17 protein-coding genes are annotated in these 24139 nt (G+C 56.8%); 8 read left to right on the forward strand and 9 right to left on the reverse strand.

All coding sequences use genetic code 11. The features are described 5' to 3' along the window. Positions 1–63: 63 nt before the first annotated feature. The 4 genes from manA to IEX04_RS05740 form a co-directional block, all read right to left on the reverse strand. Complete coding sequence (gene manA / locus IEX04_RS05725) at positions 64–1278, reverse strand: mannose-6-phosphate isomerase, class I (RefSeq protein WP_188684374.1); 1215 nt, start codon at positions 1276–1278, stop codon at positions 64–66. Between the two features lie 83 nt (positions 1279–1361). Next, a complete protein-coding gene (locus IEX04_RS05730; protein ID WP_096256588.1) occupies positions 1362–2984 on the reverse strand; it encodes an LCP family glycopolymer transferase in 1623 nt (540 codons plus the stop codon). A 17-nt stretch (positions 2985–3001) separates the two neighbouring features. After that, positions 3002–3532, reverse strand: a complete 531-nt coding sequence (purE, locus tag IEX04_RS05735; protein ID WP_096256589.1) for a 5-(carboxyamino)imidazole ribonucleotide mutase — start codon at positions 3530–3532, stop codon at positions 3002–3004. A 54-nt stretch (positions 3533–3586) separates the two neighbouring features. Next, complete coding sequence (locus IEX04_RS05740; protein ID WP_096256590.1) at positions 3587–4747, reverse strand: 5-(carboxyamino)imidazole ribonucleotide synthase; 1161 nt, start codon at positions 4745–4747, stop codon at positions 3587–3589. Positions 4748–4988: 241 nt separating this feature from the next. Between IEX04_RS05740 and IEX04_RS05745 the strand changes: the two genes are divergently transcribed. After that, positions 4989–5546, forward strand: a complete 558-nt coding sequence (locus tag IEX04_RS05745) for a GtrA family protein (protein WP_096256591.1) — start codon at positions 4989–4991, stop codon at positions 5544–5546. On the opposite strand, the gene IEX04_RS05750 is transcribed toward IEX04_RS05745, so the two are convergent. Next, a complete protein-coding gene (locus tag IEX04_RS05750) occupies positions 5543–6271 on the reverse strand; it encodes a TIGR03089 family protein (protein WP_188684376.1) in 729 nt (242 codons plus the stop codon). The genes IEX04_RS05745 and IEX04_RS05750 overlap by 4 nt on opposite strands. Before the next feature lie 283 nt (positions 6272–6554). On the opposite strand from IEX04_RS05750, the gene IEX04_RS19080 reads away from it, so the two are divergent. Genes IEX04_RS19080 through IEX04_RS05765 form a run of 3 tightly spaced genes read left to right on the forward strand, consistent with a single transcriptional unit; the run spans position 6555 to position 12723 of the window. Next, the gene (locus IEX04_RS19080) at positions 6555–7076 is read left to right on the forward strand and encodes a WhiB family transcriptional regulator (RefSeq protein WP_096256780.1); all 522 of its coding nucleotides are present in this window, start codon (positions 6555–6557) and stop codon (positions 7074–7076) included. After that, positions 6980–10558: a glycosyltransferase gene (locus IEX04_RS05760; RefSeq protein ID WP_188684378.1), complete on the forward strand. Its 3579-nt coding sequence runs from the start codon at positions 6980–6982 to the stop codon at positions 10556–10558. Before IEX04_RS19080 ends, IEX04_RS05760 begins: the two co-directional genes overlap by 97 nt. Next, positions 10558–12723 (forward strand): DUF5719 family protein, encoded by a 2166-nt coding sequence (locus IEX04_RS05765; protein ID WP_188684380.1) that lies wholly within the window; start codon positions 10558–10560, stop codon positions 12721–12723. The genes IEX04_RS05760 and IEX04_RS05765 overlap by 1 nt, the downstream gene beginning before the upstream one ends. Positions 12724–12728: 5 nt before the next feature. Here the strand turns inward: IEX04_RS05765 and IEX04_RS05770 are convergent, their stop codons facing one another. Next, positions 12729–13331 (reverse strand): metallopeptidase family protein, encoded by a 603-nt coding sequence (locus tag IEX04_RS05770; protein WP_229677026.1) that lies wholly within the window; start codon positions 13329–13331, stop codon positions 12729–12731. Here IEX04_RS05770 and IEX04_RS05775 point away from each other — a divergent pair. After that, a complete protein-coding gene (locus IEX04_RS05775; RefSeq protein ID WP_096256596.1) occupies positions 13277–13645 on the forward strand; it encodes a DUF3499 domain-containing protein in 369 nt (122 codons plus the stop codon). The genes IEX04_RS05770 and IEX04_RS05775 overlap by 55 nt on opposite strands. Before the next feature lie 256 nt (positions 13646–13901). Beyond that, a complete protein-coding gene (locus tag IEX04_RS05780; RefSeq protein ID WP_188684382.1) occupies positions 13902–15473 on the forward strand; it encodes a TIGR01906 family membrane protein in 1572 nt (523 codons plus the stop codon). Positions 15474–16137: 664 nt separating this feature from the next. Here the strand turns inward: IEX04_RS05780 and IEX04_RS05785 are convergent. Continuing rightward, positions 16138–17748: a dolichyl-phosphate-mannose--protein mannosyltransferase gene (locus tag IEX04_RS05785; RefSeq protein ID WP_096256598.1), complete on the reverse strand. Its 1611-nt coding sequence runs from the start codon at positions 17746–17748 to the stop codon at positions 16138–16140. 67 nt (positions 17749–17815) lie between these two features. On the opposite strand from IEX04_RS05785, the gene rsmI reads away from it, so the two are divergent. Together rsmI and IEX04_RS05795 are read left to right on the forward strand one after the other, a co-directional pair. Beyond that, complete coding sequence (gene rsmI, locus IEX04_RS05790; protein WP_096256599.1) at positions 17816–18676, forward strand: 16S rRNA (cytidine(1402)-2'-O)-methyltransferase; 861 nt, start codon at positions 17816–17818, stop codon at positions 18674–18676. 138 nt (positions 18677–18814) lie between these two features. Next, positions 18815–20302 carry an NAD-dependent succinate-semialdehyde dehydrogenase gene (locus IEX04_RS05795; protein WP_188684383.1) on the forward strand — a complete coding sequence of 496 codons (1488 nt, stop codon included), beginning with the start codon at positions 18815–18817 and terminating at the stop codon, positions 20300–20302. Between the two features lie 100 nt (positions 20303–20402). Here IEX04_RS05795 and IEX04_RS05800 read toward each other — a convergent pair whose 3' ends face one another. Continuing rightward, a complete protein-coding gene (locus IEX04_RS05800; protein WP_188684385.1) occupies positions 20403–22811 on the reverse strand; it encodes a transglutaminase TgpA family protein in 2409 nt (802 codons plus the stop codon). Next, positions 22808–24130 (reverse strand): DUF58 domain-containing protein, encoded by a 1323-nt coding sequence (locus IEX04_RS05805; RefSeq protein ID WP_096256602.1) that lies wholly within the window; start codon positions 24128–24130, stop codon positions 22808–22810. Before IEX04_RS05805 ends, IEX04_RS05800 begins: the two co-directional genes overlap by 4 nt. Positions 24131–24139 lie beyond the last annotated feature (9 nt).

Here is a 24139-nt window from a genome sequence, read left to right on the forward strand (position 1 = left end):
AACCATTCAAGCCGCTGGCTTCCCTCGAGAGGAAGCCAGCGGCTTGAATTGTTTAATGACTGATTAGTTCGATTTTTCCTGTGCACTGGCGGCAAAAAGTGTGGCTGGTTCGGAACTGCGAGAAATCGCTCCGACCGGCAAATCTTCGGCAGTGATGAATGCCGAATCACCGCGGGACAGCTGCAAGGACTGCGTGGCAGATTCCAAGGTGAACTCCCCGGCGGTGCAGAGCACCACCGATGCACCGTGGAGCTGCAACTCGGTACGCACTTGCGCCTGGTGAGTTTGGGTAACCTGCAACTGAAATTCGTCAAAGTTTGGCTGGAACAATTGCGAATGATCTGAAACCTTGAGGCCTGCCAACAGCGGAGCCGCGGAGGGTTCGGCGATGGAGATCTCCAATAGTTCGGGAACATCGATGTGTTTGCTGGTCAGCCCGCCGCGTAACACGTTGTCTGAATTCGCCATCACCTCGATACCAAGCCCGCGCAGGTAAGCGTGGACATTACCGGCGCCGAGGCTGATCGCCTCGCCAGGCTTTAAGAACACCAAATTCAGTAGCAGCGCCACCAAGACGCCAGCGTCGCCTGGATAGATCTCGTTGATCCTGACCAACTCGGCAAGCTGGACGTTCTCTTGCAGTGCCGGATCGGCCGAGATAGCGCCACAAAGGTTGAGCACTAGATCGCTGATTCCGCGACCACCGGTAAGCACGTAGCGCAGCGAGTGCCCCAGCGGTTCGCCACCCTCCAGTAAGCGAATCAGTTCGCTGACAAGTTTTGTGTCGTTGGTAGAAAGTCGGGGCAGGAAAAGCCGTAAGTCAGCAACGATGTCCTGTGGAACACGGAAGCCTGATAACGCCACAAAATCGGTGAGTGCGTACAGCATTTCCGGTTTGTGGTTGTCATCTTTGTAGTTTCGATTCGCCGCGTCGCGGGCGACGCCTGCTGCTTCTTCCTTGGCGAAACGTTCACGGGCTTGGTCTAGGGTCGGGTGAACTTGAATCGACAACGGCTGGGAAGCGGAGAGCACCTTGAACAGGAATGGCAACCGGCCATAGCGTGCTTCGAGGTCCGCACCAAGCATTGCCGCCGAGTTCGCGGCAATAACCTCGTGCAATGGCTCGCCACTGTCCAGCACCGTGCTCGGGCACCCGGGGTGGGCGCCGAGCCACAGTTCAGCCTGAGGGCTGATGGTTGCTGGTTGTCCCAACAACTCGGTGATTTCTTGCGTTGAACCCCAATGGTAATCCCGAATGGAATTTTTCAACTCAAACACGTTTTGTACCCTTAACTTTCACTAACGATCATGGTTTCAAAACGGTCGGGGGGTCGTAACCGTGGCGTAACCGTGAAGGCTCTTTATGGAACCGAGCATTCGTCGTTGTTTGCGGCGATCTGAGCCAGACGCGTATTCTGGCCAATCATTTCAAGCTCTACCAGGTACTGCTCATCGATAGGGGAGCCATCGCGCTTGGTCATTGGTACTTCATCACCGTTGGATAGCTTCGGGGCATCGTTGATGTCTGTGGCTTCTTCCGGGGCTTCCTCAGTGGGTTCTGCCGAGCCACTAGCCTCGGTAGTCTCCTTGGACTTCTCTGGGTCTTGGGACTTCTTGGATTCCTTGGGCTTCTTTGGTGCGTTCTGCTTTTCGATGATTCCGTTGATGCGATCATGAATCTTATCAAAGTCAGGGTACGTGGAGAAGGAACGTTCGAAGTCCGGAGAACCAAGAGTCAGGCGGCTAAATGGTGTACCAGCGACCTTGTCGGCGACTGAAACGAAGGAACTGAGCTGGCTTGCAGGAATGTTCGTTTCAACCAGCTGCTCGCCGGCCTGCATGATGCTGCTGAAGTTTGTCAGGATGGTCTGCGGGGTGAACTGCTTGATAATTGCCTGCTGCAGGCACTGCTGGCGCTTGATGCGGTGGTAGTCGTCGGTGAAATCACGCGAACGAGCAAACCAGAGTGCGTCCTTGCCGTTGAAGGTCTGCACCCCTGGAGCGAACCAGTGGGTGTTGACTAGCGAGTTTTCCCACTTCTTCCCGTTGTAAGGGACCCAGCCACCGGAATCGATGGTTACCCCGCCCAAGGCGTCAACGAAGTTCGCAAAGCCGGCCATGTCAACCATGACGTAACCCTGAACCTTGAGATCGGTGGTTCCCGATAGTGCGTCCATGACCGCCTGGGCGCCAACGTTTTTCACCGAGTCTGGGAAAGCATCGGCGTGGTTGTCTACCGCATCGCGATAAATGGCGTTGAACAGGCATTCGTCGCCGCAGTCATAACCGTCAGGGTAGACCTCGGCCATCGGGGAATCCTTGGCGAAGCGGGCCTTCTGGAAGTTACGCGGTACGGAGATCATCAGCGATTTGCCGGTTTTGGCGTCTACCGAAAGCAGCGCTATCGAGTCGGTACGTACCCCGTCACGGTTTGAACCGGAGTCTGCGCCGAGCACCGCAATGTTGTAACGCCCGTTGACCGGGTCAAAGGCAGGACCTTCGTCAAAGACTTTAACGATGGTTTCGCGACCGGTATTCAGGATGGACGCACCATAAACGAAGATGCCGCTGGTGGCGATGACCGCCGCCAGCGTGAAGATCGTGACGATCGCGCGCATCCCGGGAGCCAGCATGCGTGGCCTGATGATGAACAGCGTGTTGATGAACATGATCAGCCAGCCCACGGCGAGTACCGAGAGCACCACAATCAGGAACAACTGGAAGTTAGGATGTGCCGCCCAGCCAAGCAGGATTGAGCGGTTAATAAAGTACAGGGCCGCGAGCAGGATGAGCACTGCCCAGCACAGCATGGTGACCGTGACCGCGATCCGTCCCAGCTTGCGGTTTCCTGCGATGAGCTGAGCGCTACCGGGGAAAATTATGGTCAGAATGACCAGAATTATGGCGCGTTTGCTCCGGGCCGGAGAGGAAATGCTCTCCGGGTTCCGAAGCGGACTTGGAGCGCGGTGACTGGCAGAACCCATGTACTTAGTGACTTTCCTTAGGAAGAGAAGTTCTCGTTGGCAACCTCGGCACGCAACGCGGCGCCCTTGGCGTAGGCAGACTCGCGCAGCGAGTCTGCAAAGGCTAGCAACTTAACCTGTAACGACTTAGCAAGCTCATCGGTTCCCGACGCCAGCATACGCACAGCTAACAAGCCGGCATTGCGGGCACCACCGATGGAGACCGTAGCCACCGGAACTCCGGCTGGCATCTGCACGATGGACAGCAAAGAATCCATTCCATCAAGCTTGGCTAATGGTACCGGAACACCGACCACCGGAAGTGGCGTCACCGAAGCGAGCATTCCCGGCAGGTGCGCGGCGCCGCCGGCACCGGCGATGATCACGCGCAGGCCACGAGCGTGGGCCTGCTGGCCGTACTCGATCATTTCGGTCGGCATGCGGTGCGCCGAGACGACATCGGCCTCGAAGGGGATGCCGAATTCGGTCAGTGCCTCGGCGGCTAGGCGCATGACGGGCCAGTCCGAGTCTGAGCCCATGACGAGTCCGACAAGTGGTGCTTGAGTCATTTGAATTAAAATCCTTGAATGTCGTGGCCCGGTTCAATGAGCCTAGGTGAAAGCCTAAGCGGTCTCGGGCAGACCATCTCGGATTAAGCTGGCCACTGCGTCGGCGCGTTCGCGTAGTTCGGCGACGCTCTGCGTCTTCGTGCCAACGACGTTCACGTGTCCGATCTTGCGTCCGGGACGCACAGATTTCCCGTAGGAATGCACCTTAACTTCGGGTGCGGCAGCCAAAGCGGCTTGGTAGGCGGAGAACAAATCTTGATTTGCTCCACCCAGGAAATTCTTCATTACGGTGACCCCGAGCTCGCGGGTTTCGCCCAGTGGCAAATCCAAGACCGCGCGCAGGTGCTGTTCAAACTGGCTGGTGACCGAACCGTTCATGGTCCAGTGCCCGGTGTTGTGTGGGCGCATGGCCAACTCGTTAATCACGAAGCCGGCACCCTGTCCGGGAGTTTCGAAGAGCTCTGCTGCCATGACGCCAGTAACGCCGAATTCTTCGGCGATACGTATGGCAGCCTGTGAGGCCGTGGCCGCAGTTTCATCGGAGATGTCTTGGGCGGGGGCAATGACTTCGTCGCAGACGCCTGCCACCTGAATGGTGTGGACTACCGGCCAGGCTTTGGTTTCGCCCGAGGGAGTGCGTGCCACCATGGCTGACAGCTCGCGGGTGAATTCCACCTTGTCTTCGGCCAATAAGGCACCGTGCGCGAACCAGTCCTCGCAGTCTTTGGCCTGTTCTGCGTTATCGAGCATGCGTACGCCCTTGCCGTCGTAACCACCGCGTGGGGTTTTGAGCACAATCGGCCATCCGGTTTGCTCGCCAAAGGCAAGTAACTGGGCAACATTCTTTACCTTCGCCCACGCTGGATTTGGCAGTCCAAGCTTTTCGATTGCCGCACGCATCACCAGCTTGTCCTGGGCATGGATCAGAGCTTCGGGACGTGGCTGGACGTTGACTCCCTCATTGATCAGTGTGGTGAGGAACTCATTAGGAACATGCTCATGATCAAAGGTCACGACATCTTTACCCTGGGCAAAAGCGCGCAGGGTGGCCAAGTCTTTGTAGTCACCAACGGGCGCATCGGGCACACAACGTGCCGCCGATACGTCCGGACCTTCGGCGAGAACATGCAGTTCAAATCCGAGGTTTAGGGCCTCAGGGGCCATCATTCGGGCTAATTGCCCGCCACCAATCACACCAATTTTAGGGAAGCTCACTCTCCTAGGTTAGCGAAAGAGTTCCAGCTTCCCGTCTTCGCGTTGACTGATTACTCACGAAATCCGGGGTTTTGTCAGGAAATGCGGATAAAATAGGTAGCTAGTGTTCCTGCGCCTTGGCGTAAAAGGGCACCACCAAACTACTGACCTAGGGAACTGAACTTCCCAAGATTCTGACGATCTTGTGGTCGTATCGATGTCTGCATCGACACGCGAGCCACGTTGATTTGTCTGGAGGAAAATGTTCGAGCGCATTACACAAAAACTAACCGGACTTATTTCGATGCTGTGGCGCGAAGTGGCAAAGTTCGGCGTTGTCGGCGGAATCGCGTTCATCATCGACTCTGGAATTTATGTCTGGTTGCTTCATGGCCCAATGAGCGATTCACAGGTTAAAGCGAAGATCATTGCTGGCATCGTGGCGACCCTGTTCTCCTGGGTGGCCAACCGCTATTGGACGTTCCGTCATCGTCGCCAAGCTAATGTGGCCCGTGAATTGGTGATGTTCCTGATTATGAATGCCATCGGTTTGGGTATCGCCGCAGCCTGTGTTTGGTTCACCAAATACGTACTAAATATGACGGACCCGACCAGCGTCTTTATTGCCGGTTCCGTGGTTGGTCTGGTGTTGGGAACAATCTTCCGATTCTTTGCCTACCGCTTCTGGGTCTTCGGCGCAGAAATGGACCAAGACGCAGAATTCGCCCACGACCACGAACTGCTGACCCTGCGCGAAAACGGAGCCGATACCCAGAGTGTTACTCCGGATACCGGCACCATTCCTACCGCCAAGAGCTAAACAGCTGGCACGTAGTCGTGACTGATCTTTTCTCCTTGACGGAGCCGGTCACTGACTTCCATTTGCGCCTCAACAAGCACGATGGAGTCTCCAGCCTTCCACTGGGCGACCGCATAGGGCAATAGTTGCAATACCGGGATATCTGCGCGAACCAAGATAGTGCCCAAGGCGTTGACCTCGGGGGCAAAAAGCTCGGCTAAGGACAGGGCATTGCCTGCGCTGTTGCGCAACGCGGTAGTTTCCCCCGATACTGCCGAGGGGTAAAACTGGTCCCCGTAAGTGCGCACATTTGCGTTGTAATCCTCGGCGACCGGGCCTAGGTCGGCGCCAAATGACAACGCCATGGCGGCGGGATTAACCGCAAGAATCTCGGATGACCCGGGTATGCGTTGATCATTAGGGTCTTGGGTGATCCATAAGGTGGCGTTAGCGGCCTGATCATCATCAGCATCCAGTAGCGTCGCCCCGTGATGCAATACGGCCAAGCCGAGCACCAGTGATTTCCAATGAGACGGCAAATCTAGAACGATGAGGGACTCTTGTTCAAGATCGAAACACTCGCCCAATAGGTTCGCACTTTTGGCAACCCAATTGTCAAAGACCTTGCCCGAGAGCTCGATGCGTTCTCCGGATTGTGAGTACCAGGTGAGCCACGGTGTGGCATCGGAGCGGCGCGGCGCCAGTAAGCCTTCAGCGAAGGTTCCGGTAGCGGAGTTGAACGGCATTTTCCACCTTAATTTATTTACTGAGAATTTACCGACAATTCGCGGAAGTTGCGACTCGCCGGATTCATTGGTGTCTTTTCGTGGCGTGTTGTGCCGGGAGTTTGCTGTGAACCCTCCATAGAATAACCTCCCCGCTTGACTATGACCGAGTTACACGGCTGTAATTAGATGGTGAGTTCGGCTCGTCCATCATTTCACTACTTCGATGGAATAAAGAGAGACGTATGGATCGGGAGCATTGATGGCTCGATCTTCTCAAACCAAGCGAAAGGTCAACATCAACATGACGAAGCTGGAGCAGAGGTACTCCGATTTTTCGACATCGGCAGTGGCATCCGCCCAATACGGGGTTGAAGGCGCACCGTCGGATTGGTTTGTCGATCCACAAGCTGGGGAATCCGCACGGGTAGCGGTAGCCACAGATTTGGAGACAGCTGCAGAGGACTTCCTCCGTGAGCATGCGCCGGCAGAGACCGAAGGTGGCTCGAGTGCCGGTTCGTGGGCTCCTGAGCTGGATGAAGACGAGCAGGTCCGCGAAAGTATCAAGGCGGTATGGCTCGGCGTCGGCGGAGAAGTCGACGAAGGTGAGCTGGGTTGGCAGGCCCGTGCCCTGTGTGCACAAACTGACCCCGAAGCATTTTTCCCAGAAAAGGGCGGTTCGACCCGCGACGCTAAGCGTGTCTGCGGGGCCTGTGTTGTACGTTCAGAATGTTTGGAATACGCGTTGAGCAACGACGAGCGCTTTGGCATCTGGGGAGGGCTCTCCGAGCGCGAACGCCGCCGACTACGGAAACGAGCAATCTAATTCGACCGCCAATTCATGTCACCGCCATCGTTGCTGCGCACGATGGCGCTGACTTTTTACCACGCACTTTAGCTGCACTGCGAAATCAGTCGCGGCCGATTGAACGGTACCTCGGGGTGGACGCGTCCTCACAAGACGCGTCACATCAGGTATTAAAAGCAAATCTTCCTTCTAATGCCACTTTGCTTTCGGCTCCTGCCGGATCATTGGGGCTTTCAGTTCAAGAAGCAGTGGATGCGCTGCCCGAAGCACGCACCGATCGCGATGAGTGGATATGGATTATCCACGATGATTCGATGCCGGCTCCCGATGCGTTAGAACATCTCACACGCACGGTTGAAGCCTCCGAATCTGTAAGTATTGCTGGTTGCAAGATTTTAGACATCGACAACCCGCGCCGCTTGGCCGAGGTGGGACTCAGCGTCGACCGTAGGGCACAGCGCCTGACGATGATCGACATGGACGAGGTTGATCAAGGCCAGTACGACGGACGTAGCGACTACTTCGCCGTGTCCTCTGCCGGAATGTTCATTCGTCGCGAGGTTTTCGAAGAGCTCGGTGGTTTTGACCCGGCTCTTCCTGGCCGCGGCGACGATGTGGATCTGTGCTGGCGTAACCGACTTGCTGGACACCGCGTAGTAGTGGTTCCGGCAGCAAAAATTTATCATCAGATCGATGTTGTCGATTCACTGGCCGGACCAGGTGAGGCACGCCGTGCCGAGGTGTTCCAGCGTCTTAAGTTCGCCTCCCCAATAGGCCTGCCATTTATCTGGTTAGGGATTCTCTTCGGCGGTATTGGGCATTTCCTTTTAGCCTTGTTAGCCAAAGACCCGGGACATGGATTTAGCCATTTAGCTGCCACGCTTAAAGGCTTGTTATCTCCGGTGAAGTTGGGTGCGTCGCGGCGTCAGGTCAAGGAAACTCGTCAGGTTCCGCGCCGTCAGGTGCGCAAGTTGATGACCTCAAATACCGAGGTCCGCGAATACCGTCGCAACATTTCAAGCGGTCAGGACGACTCGCAGGTATTTGGTGATGGCTCCGGGGCCGAGGGCATGGTGGAACCGAGTGGTGAGAACTTCTCGGACTTCGTTCGTATTGCCCGTCCGCCACGAACCACAGCAGTGCTTTCACTTATTCTTGCCTTGCTGATCACCACCGCGACCTCACTGATAGCTTGGCGCACGGTGATCGGTGCTAGCGCACTCAGCGGTGGTGCTATCCGCCCACTATCACGCTCACTAAGTGAGATCGGCGCCAACGCCACATCCTGGTGGCAGAATGTGGGCACCGGCCTGAGCGCCGCACCGGATAACACCGACGTTGTTTATTGGTTACTTTCTGTCGTGAGTTTCAACCACGCCAACCAAGCCCTCGTGATCCTGTTCATCGCAGCCATGCCGTTGGCTGCGTTGAGCGCCTGGTGGGGTGTAGGTGTCGTTAGCCGTTCACGAGCCGTACGTTTTTTTGCGGCCGTGATTTGGGCACTGCAACCAGCGCTGTTCTCGGCGTTGGCTTCGGGTCGCGTGGGATCGGTTTTGATTCACGTGATGTTGCCATTGTTCTTCCTGGCTATGCTTCGTGCGCTCAACGCCCAGGTGCTTCCCGAAGGTAAACCCGCAGCAACTGAGGGGCAGCGTAAAACGTCCGCGTGGACCGCTTCGGCTTGCGCAGCATTGATCATGTGGGTTATTTCGACCGGTTCAATGCCGTTCTTCCTCACTCTTTTGGTGCTCATTTACATTCTGGCGATTTCCGCGCCACGCCGGGCACGCACCCTCTGGTGGGTTCCATTACCAGCAGTGGTGTGGAACCTGCCGTTGCTCTTCGAAGCGTTGGGAAATCCGCGGCTGTTGTTCACCGAACCCGGAGCGCCTTTGGCGTTTGACCCGGCACCGCTGTGGCAGATGGTTCTAGGTTTTCCCGAGGCTTTTGACGCGATGCTCAGCCCACTGGGTTGGGGAATTCTACCGGCCGGTCCATGGGCCCTGGGCGCTGCACTTCTTGTTGGTGCACCGCTGGTAATTTTGGCGGTCTTGGGTGCACTTGGATCTGCTTTCAGCCTCGATGCCACCATGCGCCGCAACTCGCGCAAACTTATTTGGGCGGCGGCGTTGTCCTTGGTTGCAGGTTGGGGGATTGGGTTCATCCCGGTCTCGTTGGACTCCTCAACTACCGTCAGTGCGTACACCGCACCATTTGTTTCCTTCGCGATCTTCGCGATGCTTGCCGCCGCGGCCAACGCGCTAGCGGCTCTGCGACATGAAAATCAGCCACGCGCACTGCGCCGTCCGGCTAATCGTGGTGCGCTGAGCCTGATGAGTGCGTTGAGCGTTGTGAGTTTGCTGGCCGCCGGTTCGGTGGGTCTGGCTGCGCAATTGAATTCGCAAAATCCGGATGGCGAGTTGACCTCGCTGACTGCTGAACAACGAGTCGCGGCTTCACAAGAGCGCACGATTCCTGCCACGGCAGCAGACGCAGGACGCTCGGATACCGCGGAGCGTACCTTGGTACTCACTCCACGCTCCTCGGGGGAAATCGATAGCGTGCTGCTCTCGGGTGCCGGGGAAACTCTGGACTCGATGTCTCGTTCCTCGCAGGTAGCTCAGCTGACCGGTTCGCTGCTGAAACCAGCGCGTAATGAGCAGTCGGTCACCAACAACCTACAGCGCGAAGCAGCGGCAATGTTGCTCTCCGAATCTGCTTTGGACTCACGTGAGGCATTAGCGGATCTGGGCGTTGGATTTGTGGTGCTCAACGAAACCGGAGAATCCGTTTCTGCTAGCGTCCGAGTGTTAGACGCTGCGACTGGTTTAGCCGCCGTAGGCCAGACCGATAATGGTTGGCTATGGCGAGTGAACTATCAGGATTCGGACCAAAATTCCGGAGCAGGTTTCGCTCGCTTGATCGATGAATCTGACCGGGTACAGGTAGTGCCAACACAACGCGGGAAGATTCAGAATCTTGAAATTCCCGCGGCAGACGCCTCGCGAACCCTGGTCTTGTCCACCGCCCAAGATCCTAAAATGCGTGCGAGTATCGATGGTACTGCGCTGCGTTCGGTAGCTTACCCACAAGACTCGGATACCCGCTGGGCTCAGGCCTACGAGGTCCCTGCCGAGGGTGGAAAACTGACGCTGACACACGAAGAACCATTGGCTTTGCCTCTGCTGATCCTTGGCGGATTAGTGTTGCTAGTTGCCATCTTGCTGGCGATACCGGTACCAAGTACACGCCGTCTGGCAAGCTACCGCAACACTGAGTATCGTTTTCGTGCCGCCGAAGAACCGGTGGATGACAACGAGCTACTAGCCGAGCAGCCCATCGACACCGTTGACGTTGAGCAAGAGACGGAACCAGCAACCAACTCCACACCGTTGAGTCGTCGCGAAGCACGCGAACGGGATCACGAGATCCGAGAAAACTTGACCCCGAAGCTCGGTGACCGTATTTCGGACACCGACACCGAGCAGGAGAAAAAGTAGTGAGTGACGAGAAGACCCCGGCCGCCGATGATGCTGCAAACCAACCCGCACCTCATGGAACCCATGCTGCCAAACCGGAATCGGAGCCGGGCACTTCCTCGGCTGACAAAACGGTAAAGCCCGAAGATGCCAAGCCGGGAACAGACTCCGCCACGGAGCCTGAGAAACCTGCGCCACAACCGGTAGCCGCCCAGACACCGCCAGCTTCTGCAGCTAAAGAACCTGCTCGCGCGGATGGTCGCGCGAAGAGCAAGTCGGATCTTCGTGCTGAGGCCAAGGCAGAGAAAGAAGCTGCAGCAGAGGCCAAAGCCGCTGCAAAGGCTTCAGCCAAAGCTGACGCCAAAACGGCGGCTGACGCCAAGGCCACAGCCAAGGCAGAGGCCAAGGATCGGAACAAAACCCGGCCTAAGACCGATGCGATGGCCACCGCGGCTACTAAAACGGAACCTAGTGAGGACCACAAGGCTGAGCCTGTACCGGTGGCTACCGGCGCTATAGCAAGCACAGTGGAACCGACCGCGACGGACGCCACGGCGAACCGTCGACGCCGTAAGTTAGCCCAAGCCACCAAGGCTGCGCGTAAGGACCAAGAATCCGCCGTGGTGCGCCGCCGTACCGGTGCCGTATTGCTCGGAGTGGTAGCCGTCGTAGCTGCCGGCGCAGTGGTCGCTGCCGGTTCGGTTCTTGCCCCGCAACCAGCTCAAACTGCACTGCCGGCCGCGGTAACCAGCCTCCCGGCCGGTGATGCCCAAGCAGTTTGCGCCGCCACACCGCAGCTGTTGAAGGGTGTCGACGGCACCGATCCACAGTTCGCCGCCGGTGCGAAGAAGATTTCAAGCAATATCCGTGTGGCCGTGATCTCTGATTTAGGCAAGCGAATTCCCGGAGCCACGCTCAGTGAGCTCGGAAGTTCAGAAGCAAACGAGCTGACTAAGCGGATCGCCGAAGATGAAGCCAGTAAATCGTTGGGAGCCGACGAACAAGGCCTAACCGGTCGAGTTGGCAAAGTTGATACTTCCAACGGCCGAGACAAGGCGCAAATATTGGCACTTCAGCCACTGGGCGAACTGCCGTCGTGGGGCAGTGCGATGCGTAGCTTCCTTGCCAAGGACGGAGACCTAGCCGGTCTTGCGGCAGCAACCTGCCAGGCACCAGCCTCAAATTGGCGCTTCACCGGCTTACAGACCCATACCGGGGCAACCAGCGTCTTGCACCTGTCGAACCCCACACATACGACGGCTCAAGTCTCCGTAGATTTGCGTGGTCCAGAAGGAATGATAGATACCTCCACCTTGCAAAATGTGGTGCTCGCCCCGGGCACTTCGCGTGCACTAGTGCTTGGCGGATACGCCCAGAACCTAGATTCGGTCTCCGCAGATATCACGAGCTTAGGCGGAAAGATCACCGCTTCGGTACAACAAGCTGCCCTGCGTGGTTTGATCCCGGCTGGCGTGGACTTGGTTGCTGCGAATGCTTCGGCCTCCAATACCCAGGTGATTCCCGGCGTATGGATTGGTAACAAGAATGACCGAGACAAGTTGAGCAAAGCCGATAAGAAACTTGTTCCGCAACTCCATGTCTCGGCCACTGGCGCGCAGGGTGCAGGATTTAAGGTGAAAATATTAGGTGCCGACGGTGAAGTCGCCGCAGACCTAGGTTCTAACCTCGCAGTCTCCTCCGACGCCACCAGCATCATCAGCCTCAACGGCTTGGACGCTGGCGCGTATTCAGTGGTCGTAGAAGCCGATGCCCCAGTGACCAGCAGCGTGCGTATGGTGCGTGGCGCAGATCCAAAGCAGTCCTCGGATACTGCCTGGGCAGCAAGCACGATGCCACTTGCTGGCACGCAGGTCGCACCGATTTCGGCCAACGGTACCGGTGAATTTAGTATTGCGGCCCCAACGGCCGATGCTTCGGTAGAGGCAGTTGTTGTTGATAAGGATGGCAAGCTGTCCAAACCAACCAAACTCACGGTCAAGACCGGGCAGAGCATGGTCTTCAAGCCCAAGGATGTCAGCGCAGAGGCCCAAGCGGTGATCTTCTCATCAGATGCCAACGCCTACATCGGTCAGTTGATTTTCGGTTCGGATCGTTCGCTGGCTTGGGCCGCGATGCCACCGGCAAATGCCGGTCGTGACGGCATTGTGGTCAACGTCGGAGGCTGAACAAACTAAAAATCCGGGTCTTTGGGAAAATATTCGGGATCAACATCGTGGGGCGTCAGCATCCACAAATTAGCGACCTCGTGCACCACACACTGGTGTACGAGGTCGACTAGTTCCGTGTGATTGTGACTGGCTTGCTCTAAGGGCAACCGGTAAACGGATATCCGCGCTCGGCGTTGCGCGGTGGCTGGGCGAGCTGAAGACAACGGCATCCGGTCTCCGACGGCCGCCGCCTGCGTCATCACTTTTTCGCCCGGCACCGGAATGATACGAAAATCGATGATTGCAAGTTTGCTGCCCCAGCGTTCACCCAAGCGTTGCGCGCTGGCCATCACCGCGTCATCGAAGCGTTCAGGACGAGTTCGATAGGCCGGTAAATGCATGGGCATCAGCGGACCTCGCCGTCCACGGCCATGCCGGTTACGCCGTGAACGTTGCGGCGGTGTGTGCTGGTTGTGCTCCATGGCTCCAGAGTAATGGTTCGTGCTGGCGAACGTGGCCGTTGGGTCCAGATTACCGAGCTCGGGACCGATACGAGAGTAGACTTGAAGCCGTGGAAAGTCTTCGTCTTTGCTCTCGCCCTGCGTGCCGTGAATCGGCCCGCGCAACGCTTACCTACAACTATGCCGACTCGACGGCAGTGCTTGGCCCGTTGGCGCAATACCCTGAGCCGCACTGTTATGACTTGTGTGCTCGGCACGCTAACCGATTGACCGTGCCCAGTGGCTGGAATTTATTGCGTGGCGCGTTGCCAGACGTGATTGAAAATGAAGATGAACTGCATGCCTTGATGAACGCGGTGCGCGAGGACCGAAAGCCTCGAGAAGCGACAGAAACTCCTGCTCCGCGTGAGCTACGTGGAACCCGATTTGATGCGCGTCCGCGTCTGGCGATGCTTCCACCTGAAACCGATGAGCGCTAAGCCAAGAAATCGGTAGCGAACGGTAAGCGGCTAGAACTATTTGAAGCCGCGACGTTAATTCTCGAAAAAGACTGCCTTCCTACCAATCGGATGAGAATGGTGCAATAAGCCGTTTCCCGCACCACGGTCCTAATTTAGGTGTGGTAATGCGCGGATTGACACGGCTTGCTGGATAAGCTGAAACCGCGGAGCCTGTACTGCAGGTTTCGTCTATTGATGTTAATCAGAAATCGCGCGATTTGCAGGAGGACTCCTCATGGCTGAGGCGGCGAAGAACACCCCCGGTGCTAAGGGGCCAGAAGGTTCAGATAAGCCCATCGCGGCCACTCTTTCGGAATCGAGCGACCAAGCCAGTAAAGGCTCACTGAGCCAGCGGGCCGAGGAATTGTCGGCACGTTTAGAAGAGCACAAAAAACAGGCTAAGGCTGCTCAAGATGAGCGTGCCGCCAAGGCTGCAGCTGCCGCGAAGGCCGCATTTTTGAATCCCACAGGGGCTACGCCTGCGCAGTCCAAAACGGCAGAAACTAAGCCGGCTGAAAATAAATCAGCAGCAACCGTTGCCCAGCCGAGCCCCGCCGCACCTCCAACCACGGTTCAACCTGCCAGTAAGCCAGTTGCCGCTAAACCTGCCGTCAGCAAACCTGCTGCGGTTAAGCCTGCGACCGCTCCTGCTGCTGCGCCGGCTAAACCTGCTGCGGATAAGCCTGCAACCGCTCCTGCCGCTTCCAAACCGGCGGTGAAGAAGCCTGTTGCCGCGAAGCCTGCTGCTACCAAACCTGCACCTTCTAAGCCGGTAGCAGCCAGCGCGGCCAAGCCAAAGGTTGAGGAACCTGTAGAAGATGTCATCCGTGCGATCAAACTTCCGCATGAGATTGAGGCAGAAAAAAAGGTGGCTACGCCAGATTCGAAGCCTGCAGCCACCGCTAAAGCACCGGTCGCGCAGGCCAAACAAGGCGTCCCTCCGGTGAGCGCAGCACCGCAAAAGGACAACCCAGAGACTTCCTCGGCAGCTGTGGCCCAAGCTCGTACTCGCGTCTTTGGTAATTACACCCCCGAGCCCGTGCCCTCGGAAGCCGCGGTAAAGCGTCGTGTCGCCCGGGAACGTGCGTTGAACTCCAAACCACCGATGGCGCGTACCGCCCAGGTGCTTCTCGCCATCATCTTTCCCGTACTTACCTTAATCGTGGCGATTCGTTTGGTCGCCACCCCGGCATTCTTGGCCATGGCTTACGCACGTCCCGGTTTCCCAAGCGATCGGTTTGGCTTCACAGACCCCGAACGGTTGACCTACGGTAGCTACGGGGTGGACTACCTCAATAACTTTGCTGGTCCTGAATACCTGTCCGGACTCAAATTGCCCACCGGTTCAAGTATGTTCAGTAGCCAAGAAGTTCAGCACATGCTAGACGTGAAGAACTTAATCGGACTGGGCTATGTGATCGGAGCGGTGCTTGCTGTCTTAGCAATAGTTTTCATCGTGTACCTAGCTAACCGATACGCCGGGGGAGTTCGCCGTGCACTGTTCGCCGGGGCTATCGTGACGGTGGTGCTCTTCGCAGCGGTCGCGGCCCTTGCAATTACCGGGTGGAACACCTTCTTCTCAGGATTCCACAGCCTGTTCTTCGCCGAAGGGACTTGGACCTTCAGCGTCAGTGACACGCTCATTCGACTCTACCCAGAACAATTTTGGATGGACTCGGCCGTGGCTATTGGTGTGCTGATGGTGCTGACCGTGCTCATGGTGCTCATTACCTGCTGGCCAACGGCACGTCGTCGCGAAGGCTCACGTCTACGCCAAGAAGCTAGGGTCTTCGGACTAAGCAACTAAGCAACTAAGCAACTAAGCAACTAAGCGAGAAACAACTAAACCTCGGGTTCCGTTTGATGCGGGACCCGAGGTTTTGTTCATGCTACGGTCTTCCGACGCCGCTAAAATTCCTGATTCTCGATTCAGAGTCCGAGAGTAGCCTTGCTGTTTGGCGAAGGCACGGCTAGCTTGCGCAGGATTTTTCGATATCTATTGTCGTGAATTCGTCTCCGGATAGTGGATGTTCTAGGGCTCCACGAGTCCAATGCGATTGGTTGCCGGTGACTGGTGTGGTGCTTTCGGTTAGCTGTACCGGTCGGTGCCTCACCAGTTGTGTACCGGGGGAGGAACAGCGCAGCTTCAACTGCGGAGGCTATTTGATTCTTCTCGTCAGAGCCTGTGCCTGGTCTACTAAAACTGTCGGAACCCACCGTTGTCCAACGGAGCCGTTAGCTTCAGAACCTAGAGAAACGCTTCTGCACCCGTCCCGTACTGTCCGAGGGCGTGACAGCATGGGCTGGGGTTCTTTAGGGAAGGAAGGCTACAGCTAAAGCATCAGGACAGTAGCTTTCGTTTCAGGGCAGAAGCCAGGCGGATGCCTGACGGTTAACTAATGCCTGAACCCTCTTAAAAATCTGAAGAGGGGCCGCCGACTGTAGAGCGCTAGACACCGTCGCGCGAAGGTTTATCCCCAGCTTGGGATCCATACGTGCATGCGGTAATAGTCATCCGAAGTGAGCTCTCCAGACCAGACCGACCAGAAGAAGGCTGAAACTAGCAACAGCAAGGCTAACGACACAGCGACTAAAATGATCCTCGTTCGATAGCCCGCGTCGGAGCGCGGTTTGCGAGGAATGAACCTGCCAATCATATAGGTCAATGCGAGCACCATAAATGGCACCAGCGGCAGGGTGTAGAAGAAAAACATGGTGCGTTCGGGGTACATCAGCCACGGAAGGAAACCGGCGACAACGCTAGAAAGAAGCGCGCCAGCGCGCCAATCGCGGGCACCAAGCCACCAGAAAACTAATAGGATCATGCTGATCGTGCAGGCCCACCACATCACCGGGTTGGGCATGTCCATGATCACTTCGGTGCAGCGATCCAGTGCACACCCATTTTGGCCGTTGTCGTAGCCCTCGAAATACATCAGTACGGGGCGTCCAGAAAATAACCAAGTCCACGGGGCCGAAGCCCAACCATGTTCGGAGCTCAGACCCGAATGGAAGTCATATGCTGCCTGATGGTAGTGCCAGAGGCTACGCAGCGTCGCAGGCAACCAAGTAACACCCTCACCAGGGTTTTCCACGGCCCACTGGCGGTAACGGCCTCCTGCGGTGATCAGCCACCCGGTCCACGTGGCCAGGTAGGTCAGGAGCACTACCGGCATCATGGTCACGAAGGAGTAGATACCATCACGTGTGAATGCGGCAGACTGCCAACGCTGGATTCCCGCGGTACGTCGCGCGCCAAAGTCCCACAACACTGCCATGAGACAGAACACCGCAACGAAGGCTAAGGCCGACCATTTGATACCTACCGCGCCACCGAGCATGAGAGCTGCGACTAAACGCCACGGCCGCCACCAAAGCATGGGGCCAAGATCCAGCAAAAATTCATCGGGTCGGTTCCCTAAAGGAACCGAGAGTTTTTTGGCCAATTGGGTACGCCCGTGGACCCGGTCTTTGAGCAGTGCGTAAAAAGCAGCGAGCACGAAGAACATCAAGAAGATGTCCAACAATGCCGTGCGCGACATGACAATTGAGTGTCCATCGATAGCGATCAACAGCCCCGCGATACCTGCTAACAGGTGTGACCCGAACAGCAACCGTGCACAGAGTGTGGTCAAAAGCACCGCGAGCGTACCAAATAATGCGGTGGCAAAACGCCAACCAAACCCGTCAAATTCCCCAAAAGCCATCATGCCAAAGGCGATGAGCCATTTACCTAGGGGCGGGTGCACCACAAAGGAAGCGGTGTCTTTGAGTTGTGGGTCTCCTGCAACAAACTGGTCATTGCTATCGTCCACCCATTCCATTTCATAACCGAAATGCATCAATGAGTAGGCGTCCTTGACATAGTAAGTCTCGTCAAAGATCAACATATTCGGGTGGGACAGATGCACGAACCGCAACAAGCCGCCGATGATTGTCACCACCAGCGGCACAATCCACATCAACGCACCCGAGGGTGCTGCCACCGGTAATAACCGTTGTTTCAGGCTCTCAAAGGTGAAGGCAACGCGCGCAGAGCGCACGTGGCCGGTGTCTGGGGTCTTTGCTGCAGTGGTGCTCATCGTTGTTCATGCTACCGGCGTAACCACCAGAATGTGTGCTTTTGGTACTTCGCGTAGGCTAAAGGGTGTGCAGAATTCAGACGAAGAGGGCGTAATCGTCCTGGGCGCCACCCCAATAGGCAACTTGTCAGATGCATCCCCGCGGCTACGCGAGATCATGCAAAGCGCAGATGTGATCGCCGCGGAGGACACTCGCAACTTCCATCACTTGGCGCACGCGCTGGGAATCAAACCCTCAGGGCGAGTAATGAGCCTGCATGAACACAATGAGGCGCATAAGCTCGGCGAGGTCATCGAATTGGCCCGCCAAGGCTCCACAGTGCTTGTGGTCTCCGATGCCGGCATGCCAGCAGTCTCAGATCCGGGATACCCGTTGGTGGCAGCGGCAATGCAAGAGGGCATCCGAGTGACGGCGGTACCGGGCCCCTCTGCGGTATTAACCGCGTTGGCTCTCTCCGGGCTTCCCACCGGACGGTTCACCTTTGAAGGATTCTTGCCGCGTAAAGCGGGAGAACGACGTAAACGTCTGAACGCCTTGCTGCATGAGGAGCGCACCATGGTGTTCTTCGAATCCCCTCACCGAGTCGCTGAATTTTTGGGCTCTGCCGTCGAGGTTTTCGGCGCCCAACGCCAGGCCGCCGTGGCACGCGAGCTCACTAAAAAGTTCGAAGAGGTGCGCCGCGATGAACTTGGTGTACTCAAAGTCTGGGCAGATGAAGGGGTGCGCGGTGAGATTGTGGTGGTAATTTCGGGAGCTTCTGCTCCTCAAGCTCCTTCCATTGATGATTTACTTCCTCAGGTATCTGCACTGATTGGCGAAGGGATGCGGATGAAACAAGCGGTCGCTGAAGTAGCCGAGTCCGCTGGCGTGAAGAAGCGCGAGCTGTATGAAGCGGTCCTTGCCGAACGTCATGAAGCGAAAAAATAGCCGCAATCATTTAGGCTGAATGCACAATGAAACAACCAAGTTGTAGTGCACCGGGCGATATACAGTCCGTTGGATCCAGCACTAGCGTTGTGATCAACGAAGATTTTTTTCATTTACGAATTTCAGGAGAACCGCGTTATGTCGATTACCGCTGAGCGCGAAGCAGAACTGCTCGCCAAGGTACCTACCGGATTACTTATTAACGGTGAATGGCGAGATTCCTCAGACGGCAGCACCTTTGACGTGTTGGACCCTGCCACCGGTGAAAAGCTGGCGACGCTGGCTAGTGCTACCAGTGAAGACGCGCTAGCTGCTTTGGACGCGGCAGATGCCGTACAGGCCGAATGGGCTTTGACCGCGCCACGTGAACGCGCCGAAATCCTGCGCCGCGGTTTTGACCTGGTCACCTCGCGTGCCGATGATTTTGCGCTATTAATGAGCCTTGAAATGGGTAAGCCACTGGCCGAGGCCCGCGGCGAGGTTACCTATGGCGCCGAATTCCTGCGCTGGTTCTCCGAAGAGACCGTGCGCCACTACGGCCGCTACATCACCTCTCCAGAAGGCAAAAATAAGCTTCTGGTGCACCACAAGCCGGTAGGCCCGTGCCTGTTAATCACCCCGTGGAACTTCCCACTGGCTATGGCAACTCGCAAGGTCGGCCCGGCCATTGCTGCCGGTTGCACCATGGTGCTCAAACCAGCGAAGCTCACCCCGCTGACCACCCAGCTTTTCGCAGCAACCATGATGGAAGCTGGTCTTCCAGCAGGCGTGCTCAACGTGGTGTCGGGTGCTTCTGCTTCGAAGATCTCCGGACCATTGATGAAAGATAGCCGTCTGCGTAAAGTCTCCTTCACCGGCTCCACCCCAGTGGGTAAGCAGTTAATGAAGGATGCTACGGAGAATGTTCTGCGCACCTCGATGGAATTGGGCGGTAACGCACCATTCCTGGTCTTTGAGGATGCAGACCTCGACGCAGCGGTTGAAGGCGCCATGGCTGCGAAGATGCGCAACATGGGCGAGGCCTGCACCGCGGCTAACCGATTCTTAGTGCACGAGGACGTTGCCGAGGAATTCACCGCAAAGTTCGCAGCAGCTATGAAGACCCTGAAGCCAGGCCGAGGCACCGACCCAAGCTCCACCGTGGGCCCACTGGTTGAGGAAAAGGCACGCGACGAAGTCCACGCACTGGTTGAAGCTGCAATCGCCGATGGCGCAACCGCCGTTACCGGTGGCGCCCCGGTGGATGGCCCTGGCTACTTCTACCAGCCAACCGTGTTGGCCAATGTGGCTAATGATGCCAAGATCCTCACACAGGAGATCTTCGGCCCGGTTGCCCCGGTGACCACGTTTAAGGATGAAGCCGACGCAATTCGTCTGGCCAACGCCAGCGAGTACGGTCTGGCATCATACATTTACTCGCGTGACTTCAACCGGATGTTCCGCGTCTCGGAGCAGATTGAGTTTGGTCTGGTTGGCTTTAACGCTGGGGTCATCTCCAACGCTGCAGCACCATTCGGTGGCGTGAAGCAGTCCGGATTGGGCCGCGAAGGCGGCGCCGAAGGACTGGGCGAATACACCACCGTGCAGTACATCGGTATTGCCGATCCATACGCACCGGTAAAGTAATACCAACGCAAGACTAACCGCTGAGCTCAGCGGTAGGACAGTAAGCTGTGGCCCCAACATCTGACTAGATGTTGGGGCCACAGCTTTTACATTGGATAACTCAGCGAACTGTTTGAGCCGACGCCACCTGACGTAACCGCCGCTGACGTAATGACGCAGGGAAACAGAAGCCCAGCATGCGTTTGCCGAGCGGAAGCTCATGGTGTAACTGTGTGCGCACCTGCGCTAACGCCTCGACGAAAGCCGGTGTATCTTCTGGATCTGGGTGCCGCTGAGCGTAAAAGCTCGCTTCGATGACCGACCTCAGCAGTTGCAATTGCTGGCCGTGCTGCGGGTGAGTGGAGCTCAGGCGTCTGGTGTAGTCGCCAACCGATTCATGTTCTGTAGCGGGGGTGCCCGTATCGGCACCGACCGCACACAATTCATCCCATAGTGCTTGGGCAGCTGATTGACCGCCAGCTCTGACCCGATCTATTCGGCGGTGACGCAAACGTGTGCGCTGCCAAGGGATAGCCGCAAGAATAAGCGCGATGATCAGCAGGCCGGCGAAAATAAACCAACCATAATCCTGCGCCGTATCTGCCATGGGCTCCTCGACGTTGGCTCCCGGGCTTTCTTGGGTTTCGGGATCATCCACGGTCGGAGCGCCTGTCGGGTTCTGTTCCTCGGGTACTTCAGCCGGCGGCTGACTGGAAGTGGGCTCCGGGGCATAATCTGGGGCTTGGCCTTGCCCGGGGGTAGGTTCAAAAGGTACCCAGCCGATACCTGGCAGGAATAGTTCCGGCCAGGCGTGGGCCTGCTGCCCGGTCACCTCAAATTTGGTCAGCTCTGTATCTGCCGGAAGTCCGTTCCCTGCGAAGCCCGGCAGATCTCCAGCCTCCAGTGTTTCTCCCGTAGGCTCACCCGGCGCATATCCGACAACGATGCGTGAGGGGATTCCCGCGGCCCGAGCCAGTAGGGCCATCGTGGACGCAAAATGCACGCAGTAGCCTTGACGGCGTTCTAAGAATGCCTTGACCACCTGACGGTTGGCTCCGTCATAGCCTTCGCGTAGGGGAGTACGTTCGGAATACCCAAAAGTTGCCGAGCGCAGGAAATCTTGAATCGCAACGGCAATGTCAAAATCATTGGTCGGCGGTCCCTGGAGTGGCTCGTAAGCCTCCGCGAGAGTGCGTTGAAGTAACTGGCCGAACTGTCCATCCAAATCTTCTGGCATTGACAGGTACACGTCATCGATCTCTGACTGCATGCCGTCGCCGTAGTAGCCAAGGCTACGCGCGATCTGCGGACTCAAATTCATTTGTGTGTGCCCGACAGTCACTTCTTCGGTGTTTGATAACGCGTCACCGCCAAGTCGCGCCACAGAAGTTTCCTTGGTCCAATTCCACGGGCCATTAATGCCGGAAATGAAAAAACTTCGATCCGGTATCGGCAGACTCGGACTGCTCACCCGGTCGTTCCAGCGTAGTTGGGTGACCTGTGCGCTGCCGTTAAAAACATCGGAGTCCGTGTCCATTGCGGTGTCACCAAAGTAAGCCGATTTCAGTAGCCCCTCGTCCGGTTCCCACCGGGTGGCGCTTAGATCCTCGATCACCGAGGTACGCAGATATACCGGCTCGTTAGAGGTCGTCAGGTAGCTAAAAGCCACGGAGCCATTATTTGCTCGCAGGTCTCGTCCGAGATTCAGCAATGGATCGACGTTACTTGCTAGAAGGTCTCCTGAGGGCCGAGTACCTTCAGGGAGCATGCCTTTGCGAAACCCCGGCATGAACGCACTGCTAAGTACCATCACCAAGGCGCAGACCATCGCGGTGAGCAACAAAATATTCAACTGACGTTTGGAAGGAAGCCCGGGGCCCGTACCCTTCGCCGGAAAGATGTAGGGGAGTAACGCAAAATAACCGAGCAGCGCGAGTATCAGCAGAACCACATACCCGATCCCGGCGCCCTCTTGTTTGAACAAGGAAGCGATCACCGGTGCAAAAGATATCGGTAAGAGCACTAACGGTGCCAAACGTCTGAAGGTCGCCAAAACCTCCACCATGACGCTGAGTAAGACCGCAAGCAGCAACAGTACAAACTCGACATAACGTGAGTAAGCAACCGGTGGAACCTGCGTGGAGAACTGCAACGTGCCCTCGGAAAGCACCGCGCCGAACCAATCAAAAATACCCAACCCCGGGATGGTGGTGCGCATGGTTGGATGCAAAAATACCGCACCACCAGCAATGAGCACTGCAACCGGTAGCGCAAGCCAGCGCACCCGATGCACCCCACGGAGCAATCCGGCACAGAAATGAATTAAAAAGACCGGCCAAATCAGCGCCTGCAACCAAGCAGCACCTTGAACCACACCACTAAGCGACGCGAAACCCGCGAGCATTGCGAGCGCTAAGGTGCTGGCAGCAAGTAAACGCGCAGTGAGATTATTTGTCGCCTCCGGGACCACAGGCTCTTTCGCCTTCGGCGGTGGGCTCGAAGCAGGAATGTCAGTGATCGTGGCGCTCATGAGCGGGACCATAAGTCGTCAATATTTGTGTTGGCTGCCAGGCAGTGCACCTTCCAACCGGTGTGCGACAGAATATGTTGCATTTCTTGGTAGCGCTCCGGGTGAGAAACGAGAAGGAATAGTTCTACATGTCTGACCGACCGTGAAAGTGTTGCTAGCCAAGCAGCCTGCGTGCTGTGAATTTCCCCAAGAATCATGATGACCGGTTCATCAGGCAATCCCTGCAGTAACTTGCGAAGTTCTTCGCCCAAGATCTCAGCTCCTGGGACGACGGTGCTCGGCGCACTTAAGGACATCTGCGCGCTCGCCGAGTGAAAGTCTTCAAATCCACTGCGCGCGGAAGCCCCGGACAGTGAGGCGCTGGTAGCGTCTAAGAGTTGCTCGCCGGACAAATCTCGAAAGAGCAGCTGATAGCCGTTGGACGCGTAACGCTGACCGATGCTGCACGCTAGGCTCAATGCTGTTTCGAAGCGGCGGCTGCTTTGAAGTGCGGGCTTCTCACCCTGCGGAATGCTTAGCCGTAGATCTGCGCCGTTGCTGTGCCAGTGTTCAAAGGTTCGGTCTAAGACCAACAGCGCTTGGGCTGTGGCCACATGGTTTTCTTGGCGGACCATGAGTTTTCCTTGGCGGGCGGTAGCCTTCCAATGCACCTGGCGAATTGAGTCACCCTGCTGGTATTCACGGGTGGCCACATCGTAGTAGTCGGCGGTGGTGCTGCGGGAGAAACGAGCATCGCCGGTGAGCATCTTTTCACCCAGTGCGGCAAAGCGTTCCAACGGGTGGATTTGGGCACAGACGGGTATCGGCGTGGCCTGACCGGTGTCGACCAGACCGTAGATCAGGCCTAAAGGGTCTGCCAAGATCTGTTTTGCTGGACCCACCAGGTGGAAGCCTCGGTTGCGGAAGACCAATTCGTAGGTGCTTCCACCGGGACCGGTAAATTCTGGGCCCGGTCCGAATTCCTCTGGTAGCCCCTCTTGAACGGTGGCCTGATCCGCGCAACTTAGTTGCACTCTGGTGATGTCTCCAACTACCGGGTTTGGGCTGAGCAGCGTGCGCGTCAGGGTGGAAGAATTTCGCAAACGCAATACCAACAACCAACTAACCAGAACCAAGGCAATGAGCCCGGTTCCGAGAGCCATCATTTCGTGACGTCCCAGAATGTAGGCAAGAAAAATGAGAGCGGCCCCGCCCAATACGGTGCACCAACCACGCCGGGTGAGTAAGTCCAGGCGGAACTTTTTTAAGTTTTGTGGTGCCGAGACGGTACGCGCCCACGACAGTGAGTCTTTGGAATCGAACCGTGGTATCTGAGCCATGAGAAAACT

Origin of the sequence: Glutamicibacter ardleyensis (assembly GCF_014644555.1) — a bacterium.
In the GTDB taxonomy this organism is placed as follows: domain Bacteria; phylum Actinomycetota; class Actinomycetes; order Actinomycetales; family Micrococcaceae; genus Glutamicibacter; species Glutamicibacter bergerei.

What these genes read in the sequence shown, in the direction of transcription:
- IEX04_RS05730 (WP_096256588.1), bottom strand. Translation starts at nt 2,984, where the DNA reads ATGGGTTCTGCCAGTCACCGCGCTCCAAGTCCGCTTCGGAACCCGGAG.
- purE (WP_096256589.1), bottom strand. Translation starts at nt 3,532, where the DNA reads ATGACTCAAGCACCACTTGTCGGACTCGTCATGGGCTCAGACTCGGAC.
- IEX04_RS05745 (WP_096256591.1), top strand. Translation starts at nt 4,989, where the DNA reads ATGTTCGAGCGCATTACACAAAAACTAACCGGACTTATTTCGATGCTG.
- IEX04_RS05750 (WP_188684376.1), bottom strand. Translation starts at nt 6,271, where the DNA reads ATGCCGTTCAACTCCGCTACCGGAACCTTCGCTGAAGGCTTACTGGCG.
- IEX04_RS19080 (WP_096256780.1), top strand. Translation starts at nt 6,555, where the DNA reads ATGACGAAGCTGGAGCAGAGGTACTCCGATTTTTCGACATCGGCAGTG.
- IEX04_RS05760 (WP_188684378.1), top strand. Translation starts at nt 6,980, where the DNA reads ATGTTTGGAATACGCGTTGAGCAACGACGAGCGCTTTGGCATCTGGGG.
- IEX04_RS05780 (WP_188684382.1), top strand. Translation starts at nt 13,902, where the DNA reads ATGGCTGAGGCGGCGAAGAACACCCCCGGTGCTAAGGGGCCAGAAGGT.
- IEX04_RS05785 (WP_096256598.1), bottom strand. Translation starts at nt 17,748, where the DNA reads ATGAGCACCACTGCAGCAAAGACCCCAGACACCGGCCACGTGCGCTCT.
- IEX04_RS05795 (WP_188684383.1), top strand. Translation starts at nt 18,815, where the DNA reads ATGTCGATTACCGCTGAGCGCGAAGCAGAACTGCTCGCCAAGGTACCT.
- IEX04_RS05800 (WP_188684385.1), bottom strand. Translation starts at nt 22,811, where the DNA reads ATGAGCGCCACGATCACTGACATTCCTGCTTCGAGCCCACCGCCGAAG.
- IEX04_RS05805 (WP_096256602.1), bottom strand. Translation starts at nt 24,130, where the DNA reads ATGGCTCAGATACCACGGTTCGATTCCAAAGACTCACTGTCGTGGGCG.